The 15973-nt window shown below is 61.4% G+C and carries 9 protein-coding genes; 5 read left to right on the top strand and 4 right to left on the bottom strand.

The features are described from left to right. Positions 1–35 precede the first annotated feature (35 nt). The 4 genes from IDM45_RS02650 to IDM45_RS02665 all read right to left on the bottom strand — a co-directional run bounded on the left by IDM45_RS02650 (position 36) and on the right by IDM45_RS02665 (position 7159). Positions 36–899: an IS5 family transposase gene (locus tag IDM45_RS02650; RefSeq protein WP_209421525.1), complete on the bottom strand. Its 864-nt coding sequence runs from the start codon at positions 897–899 to the stop codon at positions 36–38. A 64-nt stretch (positions 900–963) separates the two neighbouring features. Continuing rightward, positions 964–4428, bottom strand: a complete 3465-nt coding sequence (locus IDM45_RS02655; RefSeq protein ID WP_209421526.1) for a YhaN family protein — start codon at positions 4426–4428, stop codon at positions 964–966. Beyond that, positions 4428–5687, bottom strand: coding sequence for a metallophosphoesterase family protein (locus tag IDM45_RS02660; RefSeq protein WP_209421527.1), 1260 nt, complete (start codon positions 5685–5687; stop codon positions 4428–4430). Before IDM45_RS02660 ends, IDM45_RS02655 begins: the two co-directional genes overlap by 1 nt. 146 nt (positions 5688–5833) lie before the next feature. Continuing rightward, positions 5834–7159: an ISL3 family transposase gene (locus tag IDM45_RS02665; RefSeq protein WP_209421528.1), complete on the bottom strand. Its 1326-nt coding sequence runs from the start codon at positions 7157–7159 to the stop codon at positions 5834–5836. Positions 7160–7318: 159 nt separating this feature from the next. On the opposite strand from IDM45_RS02665, the gene IDM45_RS02670 reads away from it, so the two are divergent. From IDM45_RS02670 to IDM45_RS17445, 5 genes are all read left to right on the top strand, one after another. After that, positions 7319–7873, top strand: a complete 555-nt coding sequence (locus IDM45_RS02670) for a hypothetical protein (protein ID WP_209421529.1) — start codon at positions 7319–7321, stop codon at positions 7871–7873. Between the two features lie 173 nt (positions 7874–8046). Continuing rightward, a complete protein-coding gene (locus IDM45_RS02675) occupies positions 8047–8646 on the top strand; it encodes a type IV toxin-antitoxin system AbiEi family antitoxin domain-containing protein (RefSeq protein ID WP_106684098.1) in 600 nt (199 codons plus the stop codon). After that, positions 8643–9545 carry a nucleotidyl transferase AbiEii/AbiGii toxin family protein gene (locus IDM45_RS02680; RefSeq protein ID WP_209421530.1) on the top strand — a complete coding sequence of 301 codons (903 nt, stop codon included), beginning with the start codon at positions 8643–8645 and terminating at the stop codon, positions 9543–9545. The genes IDM45_RS02675 and IDM45_RS02680 overlap by 4 nt, the downstream gene beginning before the upstream one ends. Next, the gene (locus tag IDM45_RS17440; protein WP_233457464.1) at positions 9515–12934 is read left to right on the top strand and encodes a DEAD/DEAH box helicase; all 3420 of its coding nucleotides are present in this window, start codon (positions 9515–9517) and stop codon (positions 12932–12934) included. The genes IDM45_RS02680 and IDM45_RS17440 overlap by 31 nt, the downstream gene beginning before the upstream one ends. Next, the gene (locus tag IDM45_RS17445; protein ID WP_233457465.1) at positions 12910–15972 is read left to right on the top strand and encodes a DUF1998 domain-containing protein; all 3063 of its coding nucleotides are present in this window, start codon (positions 12910–12912) and stop codon (positions 15970–15972) included. The genes IDM45_RS17440 and IDM45_RS17445 overlap by 25 nt, the downstream gene beginning before the upstream one ends. The last annotated feature ends 1 nt before the right edge of the window (position 15973 follow it).

Below are 15973 nucleotides of genomic sequence, written 5' to 3' on the forward strand. Positions count from 1 at the left end.
CGCCCGGATACGCGGAGACTGCTTGGTATAAGGATTTATCCGTAAATAATATTAACGGGCAGGTGGATTTTCCGCAGCGCGATGATGGCGGCGGCGAGATGGTTGAGTGCGAGGAACGTGTGCTCCAGCTTCTCGTAGCGCACCAGTAATTTCCTGAACCGGTTGAACCAGCCATGGCAAGCCTGCACAACCCAACGGCGCGCTTTTTTCTTCGGATCACGCTTTTTGTGCTCTGCCTCGCTTTTGCGGCCCACCACATGCGGGATATAGCCGTGGGCCACAATGATCTTCATGGCGTTCTTGCCCCGGTAGCCCGCATCAGCACATAGGTGCTTGCTGCGCCGCTGCTTGGGCGTGGGGCGTTTGACCATGCAGCAAGACAACACGGCCTCAAGTTGCGTCACGTCGTGCGCGTTCGCCCCGGTCACGACGAGCGACAACGGGACGCCACGCCCGTCCACCAGCAGGTGACGCTTGCTGCCTTTTTTTCCCCGATCCGTCGGGTTGCGCCCCACAGCTTGCTGCGCCAAGGGCGCCTTGAACATGGCGCCGTCGATGCTCTGCCAGCGCCAGGCGATGCCTTCACAGTCGTCGTATTCGGCCAGCCCTGCCTTCCACAGGTTCTCGAAGAACCCGGCCTTGGACCACAGCATGAACTTGTGATGGATCGCGCTGGCGCTGCCAAAGCGTTCAGCCGGCAGCGCCTTCCACTGGCAGCCTGTGCGCAGCACATACATGATGGCCTCGAACACCAGCCGTGGCGGTTTTGCGGGGCGGCCCGCCCCGGCTGCGCGTTCGTAGTGCTTGCCTGGATCGCGCACTGGCTGTGGCACCAGCGGCTCTACCAGTTTCCAGAACTCGTCCGTTACCTCCCACGAATTGGCATGCGCCTTGGCCATTTATCGCTCCTTCGTCGCATCACGGGCGACTCGGGAGAATTTTAATTTACGGACAAATCCTAAGTCAGGCCAACGCCTCACTTGCTTCGAGCCGCAGGACATTCACTTGCGGGAAGAGGCTCTCGACGACCGGCAGCAGGTGTTCCTGGTGACTGAGGAAGATGACCTGGGTCTTCGTCGATAAATTCCAGAGCGCTTTCAGGCCCGCTTTGGAGCGCTCGTCATCGAAGTTGATGAACAAGTCATCTGCTATGAACGGAACTGGTTCACCCTGCTCGGACTGAAGCTCCAGCGCGGCAATCCGCAATGCGAGGAACAGCTGGTCTCGTGTGCCGTCGCTTAAGCCTTCTACCTTGACCGGCGCACCCTCGGACCGATAAGCGAGCAGCGCGGGTGGCGTCTGGTCATAGTCGATGCGAAGCTTCCGGAACGAGCCGATGGTCAGGGACTCGAAGATTGAGCTTGCGCGCTCAAGAAGCGGGCCCTGCTTGCGGTCACGATAGCGGTCCACTGCCCATTTCAGCAGCGCGCTTCCAGTGGCTAGCTGCACGTATTCTTCTCCGGCCGTGCTCATATCGGCGATGGCTTCCTGGCGCTGAGCCTCGGCGATTGCCGCCTTCTCGCTGCCGTCAATGGCCTCGAACGCCTGCCTTGCGGTCACCTCAGCCTGCACAAGTTGCGTCATAGTCCGGTCGGACTCTTCAAGCCGGTCCTTGATATCCTGAATCTTTCCGGGTGCTTCGACCGGCGGATGCTCCTGCAGCTCGAGCCGGAGCTTGTCCAGGTTCAAGGCATCGCTATCGCGCTCGATGGAAAGCTTCGCCGAGTGAATCTCCTGCTGCAGGTGCCTTTTGCGGTCTGCCCTTTCAACCAAGGGGAGCGCAAGCAAAGGGTCCTCGACTTGAGCTAACTGCAGCACCGGCCCCATCGCCTTCTTCACGAGCTCAGCCCTGGCCTTCGCCTCCTTCAAAAGGCGCTGTGCTTCGTTCAGCGCATTGGTCGCGGAGGCGTGCTTATCGGCTTGCGTCCGCGCGCGCTGCAGGCGTGTGGTGAGCGCCTGACTGATTTCCTGCGGTTTGCCCTGCAGCAGTTCAGGCGCCAGTTCCTGGGCGAGTTCGCGGGCAGTGTTTCCCAGCAGCTCGAGCTCGGCCTCCATCATGTCGATGCGGCTGACCCGGTGGTCGTCGACCTTCGCCAGGAGCTGGCGAATCTCACGTCCCGCGTAGATTGCAGCCTCCACTTCGGCAGTGTCGGTGACTTGAAGGTTGGCCGCAGCCAGCGCAGCCGACCATCGCCCGTTCCACTGGGTGACGGCTTCGGCCTTGGAGGTCACCGCCTGCTTGGCCTGCTCCAGTGCCACCTTGGCATCGGCCTGCTGCAGCAGCAGTCCTTGCTTCGTCACACGCTGTGTCTTCGCGTCTTCGACGTACTCCTCTGCTCTCGCGACCATCTGCGCCAGACCCGTGTTCTGCGCGACCTCGATTCCTGCCTTCGCCATCGCAGTGGCGAGTGCCTTGCCGGCGTCTGCTGCGACCTCCTGCTCCAGCCGAAGCTCACTGCCCTTGCCTTGCAGCTCGTCGGCTGCAGCAAGAATTGCATCGCGCTTGGCAAGCCAGTCGTGCATGTCCTCAAGCTCGATGCCGGCGATGCCCCACTGGGTCGTTTGCTCGGTCCACGAGGCATCAAACTCGTCGAGTTCGCGCTGCTTGTCCTCCGCCAGCTTTGCTTGCGAATCGGCCTGCTCTTTTGCCGCCTGATGCTGGTCCCGCAGCCCCTGCAAACTCGCAGCGGCGGATTCGGACAAGGTCCGCGCATCTGCTAGCTCGTCTGCGAGTCGCAGGTTCGCGTCCAGGCGGGGCGCGCCATCTGCAACTGCGAGAGCGCCCGCCTTGATGTCACCCCAAACGCTGTCACGCTCCCTCCGCACGGCGCCGACCTCTGCGGCCGTCACGACCTTGTTGCCCGCCTCGAACTGTCTGACTTGCAGCTCGAGTGCCCGGGCTAACAGCTGGGACTCCTCGGCACGTGACTGGCGCAGCGACAGCTGCGAAGCAATCGCCTGCCGTGTCGCTTTGATGCTGGTAACTCGCTCGCGAGATGGCAGCTGCAGGTGACGCAGCCTGTCTACATCCAGGGCTGGCCGCCCGAAGGCCGTAAGCGCGTTGCCGAGCTTTGTCTTGGCTGTCTCCACCGCCACTCCCAGAGTTCGCTCCTTGGTCGCACTGGACCTGTAGGGAAGCGCCTGGTCCAGGGCGACTTCCACCGCTGGGTCATAGGAAGAATCACCGAGGTCCTGCAGCTTCTGGTTGACCGAGTCCAGGGTCTGCTGCTGCCTGTTCTGCGTTTCGTTGGCGCCGCGCTCCGCCTCAATCAACGCGCCTCGTTCTTTGAGCAGAGACTCCAGCGTACGCAGAACCTTGTCCTGCGGCACCCGTGAGCGAATCTCCTCTTCGCCCTCTCCCCACCCGAACTGCTTGGCATGGGCAAGTGCCTCGCGCAGCCATAACTGCACCTCGTTCTTGCGAGAGGCGATGTCCGTCGGGTACTTGACGCATTGACCGCAAAGCTGCGCAAGCTGCGTTACTTCTGCGGCCAATTCCGTGACCCTCTCGTCTAGCTCCAAGGCCGCGAGCTCTTCTTGCCTGGCCTGGACGTCGGATTCACGCGTCTGGGTGATGCCCGCCGCCGTGTTCAGCTCCGTGATTCCTTGCTCCAGCGTCGCATTGGCATTTGCGGCGAACGCAAGCGTCTCGCCCAGGTCGGCGAGTTCCTGCAGCAGCTCGTCGTACTGTTCAATGCGCGACCCCAAGCGTCTTGAACGCTCCCACGCTGAGCGCAACTGCTCGAGCTCTGCGCGATTTTTGCGCTCCGTGCTCAGAGCACTGCGGGCGTTATCCAGTGCCTCGCTGGCCTGAACCCAGTCCTTCGAGCGCACCTGTACCTCTTTGAGCATCTTCTGGGCGCTGGCAAGACGTTCGCTGGCCGCACCGTATTCATTCTTCTTGCTGCGGGCGGAGAAAAGCTCCGCGGAGCGCTCACGCAAGCTGTCTCGCACGGCCGCAAAGCCTTCGAGCCCCGAGGCGGCCTGAAACAGCATCTGACTGACCGAGGTGCTCGGGTCCACGATGCCTCGCCCACCTTTGACCAGTGCCGTGTGGTCCAGGGAGTGCAGGTGGATGAAGGCCTCCTCGGTCAGGCTGCCCAATGCCGCAGCCAGGTAGCCATCAGGCTGGGGCTCATCCGCCAGGGAACGAAGCGACTTCTGCTGCTTGGTACGAATGAATTCCAGCTTACCGATTGCAGCTTCCAAGACTGCTTTCAGTTTGAGGTCGCTCTGTGGATGCAGGAAGCCCAAAGGGGACTGGCGCTCCATCCCGAAGAGAAGCTCCCGGATGGCGCGGCGCACCGTGGACTTCCCAGCCTCGTTGGGACCAATGATGACATGGAAGTCATGCTCGCTGCGCGGGAACTGTAACTCGCAGTCAGTAAACTTGCCGTACGCAAGAAGATTGAGTTCTCTTAGCCGCATCACGACACCTTCGCGCTCAGGCGAGCAATCAGGCCGGGCGCGACCTCGGCGACCACATCGCCAAAGCGCTGCTCCCGCGCCAGGGACAGCAGCGGCACGTCGTATTTGACGTCCTCTGAGAGCTTGTTCAAGAAGGGAGCGAGCTCCTCCTGGAGCTGCGCGAGGAAGTCCGGGTCTGCCTTGGCCTCTGCCAGGATGACCTGCAACTCCGACAGCGCCTCGCGCGCCTCTGAGTCGACCGGCTGCTGCCCTGGCGCCGACGTCGCGACCTTCACCTTCTCGACCCAGAGCTTTTCGGAGTCGATGGATGCAGCTTGTGCGATGACTTGGGCTCGCAATGCGGCGCCATTTCCGAACAGCAAGCCGTGCAGCTGTGTGCTCCCCTCAAGCACCACACGCACGGCGTGGCAGACGCTGCTTTGCTCCAGCAATCGGCTCAGACCTCGGCCAACTTTCTGCGCCACAGCGTCCAGGGTGGAGCAATCGCTCACATCGACCTTCAGAACCTCCCAGCGCAGCACGTCCAGGTACAGTCGCTCCACGACTGACTTGCCCGCGTCGTTGACTGTCACGCTCACAGCGCCCTTGCGGCCGGTCTCGCGGATGTTGCGGCCCTGCAGGTTGCCCGGGAACACGATGGTGGACGCTCCATCCCACTGCTGGAATTCATGAACGTGGCCCAGAGCCCAGTAGTCGTAACCCTTGGCGTGAAGTTCATCCACCGTGCAAGGCGCGTACGTCGTGTGCTCGGCGTAGCCCTCCAGGGCTGTGTGCAGGATGCCAATGTTGTAGCAGTCCTTGACCGCGCCCTTGTAGCTGGCGGCGAAGTTCTCGTCGACGGCGCGGTTGGGAAAGCTCCTGCCGTGTAGGGCGACCTTTAGGTCTTCAATCTTGTGAATTTCAGGTGAGCGCGAAGAGAAGACGTGGACGTTGTCTGGCATCTTGAGCGATTTCGTCATCTCGCTCTCCGCATCGTGATTGCCGTAGAGGACATAGGCGCGAATGCCGGCCTTGGCGAGCCGTCCCATCTGCTGGGCAAAGAAGATGCCGGTGCGGTAGTCCTTCCATGACCCGTCATACAGGTCCCCGGCGATGACGACAAAGGAGACCTTGTCTTCGATTGCCGTTGTCACCAGTTGCTTGAGTGCCTCCCGCGTGGCGCCTCGCAGTTGCTCGACGGGCGCCGCTTCGTAAGAGCTCAGGCCCCGCAGCGGACTGTCAAGGTGAATGTCCGCTGCGTGAATGAAACGAAATCCCATACTTCCCTCCAGTCTCTCGTTCGATTTTGAGACAGCCGCAACTAGCATGCTCCTGTCCGGCGTCGCCAGCCATCGGCCACATACTGCCACGCCATCAAGGCGGATAGTCTTGGCTCCTCGTCGATTCGTGTGGAATCTGACAGGCACTACACATGGCGGTAGCCCGTGTCATTGCCAGGCTCAGCCATCTTGAATGGGCTTTGCGGCAAATCCTTGAGCCGGCTCATGCGCAGATGCGCAATCGCGATGAAGTTCTTGGCTGTGCGAAAGCCCCGGGCCGCCCGCTTGACCTGCAGCAGCAGCCCGTTCATGGCCTCCACATAGGCGTTGGAGCGGTTGTCCAGCATCCCCCGCACGACGCCATCGAAGTGTTCGGTGATGGTCTTGGCCAGACGCACAAAGGGCTTCAGGCGGCTTCGCCTGGCCCAGCTGAGCCAGCGCCTGAGCTCAAGCTGCGCGCTGCCCGAGTCGTTGTGTTCACGCGCCCTGGCGTACACCTCACGCAAACTCATCTTCATGCGCCAGGCACGGGCAGACTGAAGATGCGAGCGCTGCAGCCAGTGCATGGCGGCGGCTTGCCTGGCCGTCCAGCCCTGCGGGTTCTTGCGCATGCCCCACATCAAGCCCTTGCGGGTTTCGCTGTCCTTGTCACCAAAGACCTCCGTGACCGCCTTGGGGTGGCTGCGCCACTCGCTGGTGCGCACCTCGTCCATGGCCTGGCCGGCCAGGGCCACCACGTGAAAGCGGTCGTAGCTGATGGCCGCCTGGGGCAGCGCCTGGCTCACCCCCTTGAGGTAGGCGCCGCTCATGTCCTGGCAGACATGCTCGATCTTGGCGGGATCGCCCTGGTGCGCCTGCAAGTCCTGCACGAAGGCGTGCACCGTTTCATGGTCGCGCCCTTCGGTGACAAACAGCAGCCGCTTGGCCTCCAGGTCATGCACCACGGTGATGTAGTTGTGCCCCTTGCGCAGGCTGGTCTCATCGATGCCGATGCGGCGCACGCCGCTCATGTCGTCGCCGTGGCGAGCGCACCCGACGTAGTGCTCGATGCGCAGCCACAGCTGTTTGTCCGAGCAGCGCAGCAGCTCAGCCGCCTGGCGCACCGGCATCTGCGCGCACAGCGACAGCGCCAGCGCTTCAAACAAGGCCGTAAAACCCGATCCCTCCCGGGCCCAGGCAACAGGCGCCTGCGCCGTCTTGCCGCAGCCCGAGCAGGCCACGCGCGGCACGTCGGCGTGCAGCCAGGCTTCGTATTGAAAGAAGTCCAGGTGGCGCCAGCAGCGGCGCAGCCGGTCGTGGATGCCTTGCTCGGCCAGGCCGCAGTGCGGGCAAGCCAGGCGCTTGGCGCTGCAGCGCACTTCAAAGTCGATGCGCCGGCGGGCCGTCTCAAGCTGCACCTGCACCACCTCCCAGGGCGGCTGCAGGCCCAGTGCCGTGGTGAACAACGCCTCGATCCCTGCTCCTGCGGTCATGTCGGTTTGCATCTTTCTTCTGATCTACTCAGTGTCGCCCCAGGGGCCAATTGTGGGTGTTGGGATCCACACGAATCGACGAGGAGCCATAGGCGTGATGTTTTCCTTCTGTCTGCAGATCGATTGGCTCTGCGCGCCATAAATGCCCTGGGCAAGCGCATGCAGCAAGATTCCACGGTGCAATTGGCGGAGAGGCTGATCGGCGATGAGGAGGCTTTGTCTATCGCCGTAGCAGTTGCCTTTGAGAGCTATGTGAAAGACGAAAGAGATGACGATGCCAAGGCGGTTGTTCGTGCAAGCGCTGATGCAAAAGAGCGGGTATTGACGGAGCTGGGCAACAACCTGGAGCGCGCAGCAAGATCGGGTGCGTTGTTTAACAAACTGCGCTCCGCTATCAACCTGTGGCTTGCACCGCGACTGGTCCCAGAGCGTTGCAGGGCGCTATTCGATGCCGTTCGGGAACAAGACCCATCCCTGGATTCGTTCGCGTTGGCCTTGATGGAGGGCAGTTTCGATTCAGTCAAAGGACAACGCTATGCAGTTCCCAAGGAAGTTGAACGTATCGAGGCGTATGCCGCTATGGACTTTTTGAAAGAGCATGGTTCCGCTCGATTGAAAGACGAAGCCCTTGGACTGCCTGCGCGCGCTGCTTGGAGCGCAGTGGTGGAGGGAAAAGAGTTCTATGGCGTTGACGGTTCAGTTGCTGAGCGCTGAAGTTTGGTCTGATCTCGTCCGTCTGCAGCACCGATAGTCATCCAGCGCAGCGATGCCGTAAGAATAGCCCGCGCCGTCGTGGCGCCGGCCATCGAGCAAGGCCAATGGAGTCCTGCTGGATGTAAATCACATTACTTGAAAAAAAGTGATGTAAATATTAAACTTGGACGCCTATGAACCAATCCGACTACATCCTTGAACTGGCCCGGCACCGGCGCGTGCTGCGGGCGGCGGATGTGCGTGCGCAAGGCTGGTCGCCGCAGCTTTTGATTCGGCTGCACCAGGCGGGCAAGCTGCACCGGCTGGGGCGCGGTTTGTACGGGCTGCCCGACGCCGAAGTGACCGAGCACCAGACGCTGATCGAGGTGTGCCAGCGCGTGCCCAAGGCCGTGCTGTGCCTGCTGAGCGCGTTGCAGTTCCACGAGATCGGCACGCAACTGCCCCACGAAGTATGGGTCGCGCTGCCTGAAGGCACGCAGGCCCCGGCGCCGGGCTACCCGGCGCTGCGCATCACGCGCCTGCGTGGCGCCGCGTACAGCGACGGCATCCAGACAGTGGCCGAGCACGGCGCCCCAATCCGCGTGTACAGCGCCGCCAAAACGGTGACGGACTGCTTCAAGTTCCGCAACAAGATTGGCCTGGACGTGGCGCTGGAGGCGCTGAAAGATGCATGGCGCAGCCGAAAGGTCACCATGGACGAGCTGGGCCACTTCGCCAAGATCAATCGCGTCGAACGTGTCATGCAGCCTTACCTGGAGGCGGTCACGCAATGAGCGCGAATCTTTCGGCATCCATCCTGGCCCGGTTGCTGACGCTTGCCAAACAACGGGATGACGACTACAGCCTGCTGCTCAACCGCTTCGGCATGGAGCGCCTGCTGGCGCGCGTCAGCAGCTCACCGTATGCAGAGCGTTTCTTGCTCAAGGGTGCGCTGCTCTTTGCGCTGTGGTACGACACTCCGCACCGCCCGACACGGGATGCCGACCTGCTGGGCTTCGGCCCTGATGATGAGACAAACCTGATAGCCACTTTCCGCGAAGTCGCTGCCATGGACCTGGACGATGGCATCGTGTTTGACCCGGAATCCGTGAAAGCCGATGCCATTCGCGAAGACAACACCTACGGCGGCACCCGCATCACGCTGGTGGCACGCATAGGCTCTGCGCGCTGCGCCCTGCAAATCGACGTGGGCTTTGGCGATGCCGTGACGCCAGGGCCGCAGACTGTGACTTATCCCACTTTGCTGGACGACTTCCAAGCCCCTACGCTGCGGGTGTATCCGGTCTACACCGTGATTGCCGAGAAGTACCAGGCCATGGTGATGCTGGGGCAGGCAAACAGCCGCATGAAAGACTTTTTCGACCTTACGGTGATTGCAAGGCGAACAGAGCTGGACGGCGCCACGCTGGCCACAGCCATAACCGCCACCTTTGCCCGACGCCAGACAGCATTGCCTACAGGGCGCCCGCTTGCACTGACGAAACAGTTCAGCGAAGACCCTGCCAAGCTGCGCCAGTGGCAGGCTTTCTTGAACAAGAACCGCATTGCCGCAGCCAGTTTGGGTGACACCATTGCGCTGCTTGACGACCTGCTGTGGCCTCCCACGCAGGTGGCTGCCGCACACAGCCAGGCGAAGGCCACTTGGCGCCCGGATTCCTTGCGCTGGGTTTGACGCATCAACCAACTGATTTAGCCGTTCACATGCTTCCATCATTGCTTGCTCACGACATCCAGGCGGCACTGAAGCAGTTTCTGGTTTCCGCTTTCGAGCCCGCCGACGCTTTCAACCACGGCTTGATGAGCCGCTTTGTCGATGACGAGGCAGCGTGGCTCAAAGGCCCGTATGTGCAGGTGGGGCTGCCTTTTGTGGCAGGCAAAAGTGGTAAGACGTTCTTTGACACGTTCGAGACCGCGCACCCTGGTTTCAGCCACCAAGAACACGCATGGGAGCGGCTGGCGAGCCACCGTCAAGGCCTCAGCACTTTGGTGGCCACCGGTACGGGCAGCGGTAAGACAGAGTGTTTTCTGTACCCGGTGCTGGACCACTGCGCTCGCGCCCGCGCGGCGGGCGAATCTGGCGTAAAGGCCTTGGTCATCTACCCCATGAATGCGCTGGCCACTGACCAAGCGCGTCGCATTGCCGAACTGGTAGCCTCCACCGCTGCGTTTGCCGGGTTGCGCGTGGGGCTGTATGTGGGCGGAAACGCCGGGGCACCTGGCGAAGGCATGGTGATGACCCAGGGAGCCGTCATCACTGACCGTGACACTCTTCGCAAGCACCCGCCCGACATCTTGCTGACCAACTACAAGATGCTCGACTACCTGATGCTGCGGCCCAAGGACCGACAGCTGTGGGCAGCCAACGTACCCACCACGCTGCGCTATGTGGTGGTGGACGAGCTGCACACTTTTGATGGTGCCCAGGGTACTGACCTGGCCTTGCTGCTGCGCCGCTTACGCGCACGACTCAAAACTCCCACCGGGCACCTCATCTGTGCCGGTACATCAGCCACCTTGGGCAACGCCGCAGACACATCGCCTCTGCGTGAATATGCGCGGCAGATTTTTGGTGTGCCGTTTAGCGAAGAGGCTGTGGTGACCGAGAGCCGCCAATCGGTGGGGCGGTTTCTGGAAGACGCCACGGTGGACTATATGTTCTTGTTCCGAGCAGAACAGGCGCCGCTGCTGGAGCCATCGCAGTACCCCACGCCGCAGACTGCGGTGCAGGCTTGGTTTTCACTGTTTTTCCCGGACGAGCCAGCGCCAGAGGATGTGAATGCACCTGCGTGGCGCCGCGGGCTTGGTCAGTTGCTCAAGCGCCATCAACTCTTTGTGAACTTGCTGAAGTTGGCTAAGGGTGGCGTGGTGAGCTACCCCGAACTGACAGAAGCCTTTGCGCGCAACATGCCCGCGGCCAGCACAGCGCAGGTCACTCAGGTGCTGGATGCCTTGCTGGTGCTGGTGGCCTGGGCGCTGCGCGATGGCTCGCAGCCCCTGGTAACACTGCGGCTACAGCTATGGGTACGTGAATTACGCCGCATGGTGGGCAAGCTCAGCGTGAACCCACAAGAAGTGAAATTGCGCAGTGAGCGTGACCTGCCGGTGGCGCGCGATGGTGTCTACCTGCCCATGGTGCAGTGCAGCCAGTGCCGCACCACGGGTTGGCTATCCCGATTGGTGCAGGGCACCAGCAAACTCTCGACCCAGCTTGATGAGGTCTACAACACCTGGTTCTCGCGACGCCCCGAGGCGGCGCGGCTGTATGCATCAGAGAGCATTTCGCGCTCGCATGTCGATGGCGTGACCGAGCGCGTTTGCGTAGCCTGCGGAACCATGCAGCAAAGCCAGGAAGAGTGCCTGGCTTGCGGTCATCAAGAGTTGTTGTCGGTGTTTCGTGTGACGGCCCAGAAGACGCAAGTGATAGGCCAGGCGCAGTACACGCGGCACGACAACACCTGCCCAGCTTGCGGCGAGCAAGACGAGCTCTTGCTGCTGGGTGCGCGCAGCGCCACGCTGGGCTCGCAGGTGGTGGAGAGCAGTTGGGCCAGCGTGTTCAACGACGACAAGAAGCTGATTGCGTTTTCAGATTCGGTGCAAGATGCTGCCCACCGTGCGGGCTTCTTTGGCGCGCGTACTTACCTGAACAACGTGCGCACGGCACTGGCCCATGTGATGGACGAGGTGGCGCCCACGCGCTTGAACTGGACCGCGTTCCTCGAAAAGATGGAGCAGCAGTTCGAGCAACCCGGCTCGGTGTTGCACATGTCGCGCGAGTCGCTGGTATCGGAGTTCGTGGCGCCGAACATGATGTGGCAGCGCGATTGGTCGGTGGAGCTGCAGGAAAAGCAGCATCTGCCCGCTGAGAGCCGGCTGCCGCTGAAGGTCAAGAAGCGACTGCTCTGGCAGGCCTACAGTGAGATGACCTACCAAAGCCACCGCGGGCGAACCTTGGAGCGCACAGGCAAAGCGACGCTATCGGTGCCTTGGAACGTGGTGGAGGCGGTGGCTGCCGACTTGCTGCCGCGTTATCGCGAACAGTTTGGCACCCATGGGCTCGAATTGAAGACGGTGACCCAATGGTTGTGGGGCACCCTGGCGCACATGCGTAGACGCGGTGGGGTGATGCACCCTGAGCTCGGCGCCTACGCTGGAGACGGCAGAGTCTATGCCCTGGTCAAAACCGGGAGCAGCGCGGAATGGATGCCCAAGATGGGAGAGCACACACCGCGACCGGTGCTGCTGACCATGGGCACGCAGCCTGGCTTTGACAAATTGACCGGAAGTAAGCGCCCCACCTGGTACGACCGATGGGCCGCTGCCGTTCTGGGGCAGCAAGCCTTGCTGGCCAAAGGCATGGCCGCCGATATGTACCGTGAGGCTTTGCTGGCGTTCAAGGAGGCCGGTATTCTGGAGCTGACGGTCCACCACCAAGGCGAGACCTGGGCCATCAAACCCGAGGCGTTGGAGCTAGATACCGAGGTGGCGTTCGTGGCCACTGCCGGCAGCAAGCGCAGGCTGGCAGTGCCCCGGCAAGATGCAGAGCAACTGCTGGGAATGGCCTGTATTGATGCGCCAGAGTCTCGGTACGAAGCCCTCATTTCTCAGCCGGATGATTGGTGGGCTCGACGGTTTAGCAAAGGCGACTTGCGGCGTGTCATTGCCGCCGAGCACACTGGGTTGCTGGAGCGACCTGTGCGAGAGGCCCTTGAGAGCCGTTTCAAGTCCAAGCAGCCCAAACCATGGTTTGAGAATCTGCTCTCCGCGACGCCCACGCTGGAGATGGGGGTGGATATTGGCGATTTGTCGTCGGTGTTGTTGTGCTCGGTACCTCCCAACCAAGCCAGCTTTTTGCAACGGGTAGGTCGGGCTGGGCGTCGTGACGGCAATGCCCTGGCTACCACGCTGGCAGATGGCAACAGCCCCATGACCTGTACTTCTTCGCCGAAACCCAGGAGATGCTGTCGGGTGAGGTGGCGCCGCCTGGGGTGTTCTTACAGGCTGCTGAGGTGTTGCGTCGGCAATTGTTTGCGTTTTGCATGGACGACTGGGTGGCCAGCCTGAACAACATTTCAGCGTTGCCTGACAAGACCTCGCAGGCACTTGATGCGATGGACCAGGGTAAGCAGGAGCGCTTCCCGTACGTATTCAGCAACTATGTGCTGGCGCACGAGGAGCGGTTGTTTCAGGGCTTTGTACAGTTGCTGGCGAGTGATATTGACGATGTGGTCACTGCGAGGCTGTGGGACTTCATGCAGGGGCAAGGTGAATCGGACGGGATGCGCACTCGTTTGCTGAAGGCCCTGGAGGAGCTGCAGGAAGAGCGGCGTACCTACAAAAAGCGCAAGGACGAGCTCGATAAGGTGCGCACGAAAGCACAGCAAAGGCCTCAGGACGATGCCACGCGCGCTGAAATCGACAACCTGCTGCGCGAGCGGGACAAATTGCTGGAGCTGATTAAAGAAATCAACACGCGCGACCTGCTGAACACGCTGACCGATGCGGGGCTGATTCCCAACTATGCCTTCCCGGAGGCCGGCGTGGAGCTCAAGTCGGTTTTGTGGCGCAAGCGGGCCTCGGACGAGCCAGGCCAAGGCGCCTATGTCACGCTGACCACGCAAAAGTACGAACGCCCGGCCCAATCTGCCCTTTCGGAGTTCGCGCCTGAGAACCGCTTTTATGCCAACCAGCGGCGTGTGGAGGTGGACCAAATCAACATGAATTTGGCCAAGACGGAAGACTGGCGTTTCTGCCCGTCCTGTCATCACATGCAAAACCTGACGGTAGAGGCAGACACCCATGTAGCGTGCCCTTCGTGCGGCGATGCGATGTGGTCGGATGCGGCACAACGCCGTACGCTGCTGCGCTTCAAGCAAGCCATTGCCAACAGCAACGACACGGATGTGCGCATCGACGACAGTGCCGATGACCGCGAGCCCAAGTATTACGTGCGCCAGCTGATGGCGGATTTCTCGCCCTCTCACATCCGCGAGGGATGGCAGATTGGCTCGGGTGCTCTGCCGTTTGGTTTTGAATTCATCTCCCGGGTGACGTTCCGGGACGTGAACTTTGGCGAGCTCGCCAAGCCTGGCGAGGCGTTCAAGGTGGCGGACAAGGAATCCTCGCGCCCGGGGTTCAAGCTGTGTAAGCACTGCGGCAAGGTGCAAAAGCCCCCACGGCGCAGCAGCGACCCGAGCGGGCAAAGCCATAGCTTCGATTGCCCCAAATACGGGGATGACAGTCCTACCAACTTGCTGGAGTGCCTGTACCTGTACCGAGAGTTCGAGTCGGAGGCGTTGCGGATTCTGGTGCCGTACACCAAGAACGGCATGGACGAGAGCGTGGTCCAGTCCTTCATGGCGGCCGTGCAGTTGGGCCTCAAGCGCCGCTTTGGTGGCAAGGTGGACCACTTGCGCATGGTGTTGCAAGACGAGCCAGGAAAAGACGGTGGGCCGCGCCGCCATTACGTCATGCTGTACGACTCCGTACCTGGAGGCACAGGCTATCTGCACCAGTTGCTGGCCCATGATGCGGGCACCTTGTCTGATGTGCTCAAGATGGCGTTGCAGGCGGTCACCAGTTGCTCTTGCAATGACGACCCGGAAAAAGATGGCTGCTACCGCTGTCTTTACCAGTACCGACTGGGGCGCAGCATGGAGCAGGTGTCCCGAGACCAAGCCAAGGCGGTGCTGGGTGAACTGGTGGGGGCGCTGGACCAGCTGGAGCGGGTCAAGACGATTTCCGAGATTTTTATCAACCCGAACTTCGACTCAGTCCTGGAGGCTCGGTTTATCGAGTCACTGAAGCGCCTCGGTGGTGTCGGCTCCATCCCCATGGTCAAGCTGGTGCAGGACGTAGTGAACGGGAAGTCCGGCTTTGTGTTGGAAGTGGGTGGGCAGCGGTATCGAGTGGAGCCGCAGTGCGATGTGGGCGCTGAGCAAGGGGTACTCGCCGCAAGCAAACCGGATTTTGTGATTTGGCCTTGGGCAACGGGCTCCAAACGCCGCCCCGTTGCCGTTTTTTGCGACGGCTGGGCTTATCACAAAGACTGTTTGCGCGAGGATGCGTTGAAGCGTAGCGCGTTGGTGGCCAGCGGCAGGTTCTGGTGCTGGTCTGTTACGCACAACGATGTGATGGATGCGCTTGCAGGGAAAGTGGATACCGACCTGGAGTCGCCGTTGATGGGCATGTCCCGCCATCATGGGGCCAAGGCTCCCGCAACGGTTCCACGCGCGCAAGAGAAGGCCTTCACGCAGCATGCGGTCGCCAGCTTGTTGCATTGGCTTGCCACCCCGGCGGATGGACCCTCCGGCGACCCTGCAGTCGAGCAGTTGCAGCGCAACGCCTTGTGGTTGGGCTTTTTGATGGTGCCGCATAACGAACAGGAGAAATCCACATGTGAGCATCAGCTCGGGCAATGGATTCATCGACTGCCTGCGCATGTCAAGGAACCGGGCAAAGGTTTTGCGCACAGCCTGTCCAAGGTGTCGGGAGTATGTCAGCAAGTTGGCTGGTGGCCGTTGGTTGCCGCCAAGGGTCTTCCACAGGATGAGAACTGGATGGCGCCTGGCGTTCTGGTGCTGGACGAGGCAAAGGCAGAAGATGACACTGCCCTTCACCTGGCTTGGCGCCAGTGGCTGCAACTGTTCAACACGGCGCAGTCGCTGCCAGGAATGTGGCTTGTCACCGCCAGCGGACTGGACCAGCACGATTACGACGGCCTGCCCCCCGTGCCTGCACCTGCGGCCGCGCAGTCGTCTGAGCAAACGTCTTTGAACGGCGCGTGGTTGGAGGTCCTTGAGCAGCTTTTGGAGCCTCTCAAGCCGGGTATGGTTCGGTTGGCGCAGGCCGGCGCGGCTGTGCCCGAAATCGGCCCCGAACTGGCAGATGACAAAGGCCGCGTTGCGGCGGACGCCGAGATGGTTTGGGCAGCTGCCCATGTAGCGATTCTTCGACCGGACCAGGCAGATATGGTGCAGGAGTGGACCGCGCAAGGGTGGACAGTGCTGTGTCTGGATGAGGACCTGACACATTGCAATGCGCAGCCTTGGGACAAGGCTGCTGCAACGGCCTTGGGTCTGACCATCGAAAACCAGGAGTAGA

Origin of the sequence: Melaminivora jejuensis, assembly GCF_017811175.1 — a bacterium.
In the GTDB taxonomy this organism is placed as follows: domain Bacteria; phylum Pseudomonadota; class Gammaproteobacteria; order Burkholderiales; family Burkholderiaceae_C; genus Melaminivora; species Melaminivora jejuensis.

Coding starts and splice junctions, on each gene's coding strand:
- IDM45_RS02650 (WP_209421525.1), bottom strand. CDS start 899: ATGGCCAAGGCGCATGCCAATTCGTGGGAGGTAACGGACGAGTTCTGG.
- IDM45_RS02655 (WP_209421526.1), bottom strand. CDS start 4,428: ATGCGGCTAAGAGAACTCAATCTTCTTGCGTACGGCAAGTTTACTGAC.
- IDM45_RS02660 (WP_209421527.1), bottom strand. CDS start 5,687: ATGGGATTTCGTTTCATTCACGCAGCGGACATTCACCTTGACAGTCCG.
- IDM45_RS02665 (WP_209421528.1), bottom strand. CDS start 7,159: ATGACCGCAGGAGCAGGGATCGAGGCGTTGTTCACCACGGCACTGGGC.
- IDM45_RS02670 (WP_209421529.1), top strand. CDS start 7,319: ATGCAGCAAGATTCCACGGTGCAATTGGCGGAGAGGCTGATCGGCGAT.
- IDM45_RS02675 (WP_106684098.1), top strand. CDS start 8,047: ATGAACCAATCCGACTACATCCTTGAACTGGCCCGGCACCGGCGCGTG.
- IDM45_RS02680 (WP_209421530.1), top strand. CDS start 8,643: ATGAGCGCGAATCTTTCGGCATCCATCCTGGCCCGGTTGCTGACGCTT.
- IDM45_RS17445 (WP_233457465.1), top strand. CDS start 12,910: ATGGACGACTGGGTGGCCAGCCTGAACAACATTTCAGCGTTGCCTGAC.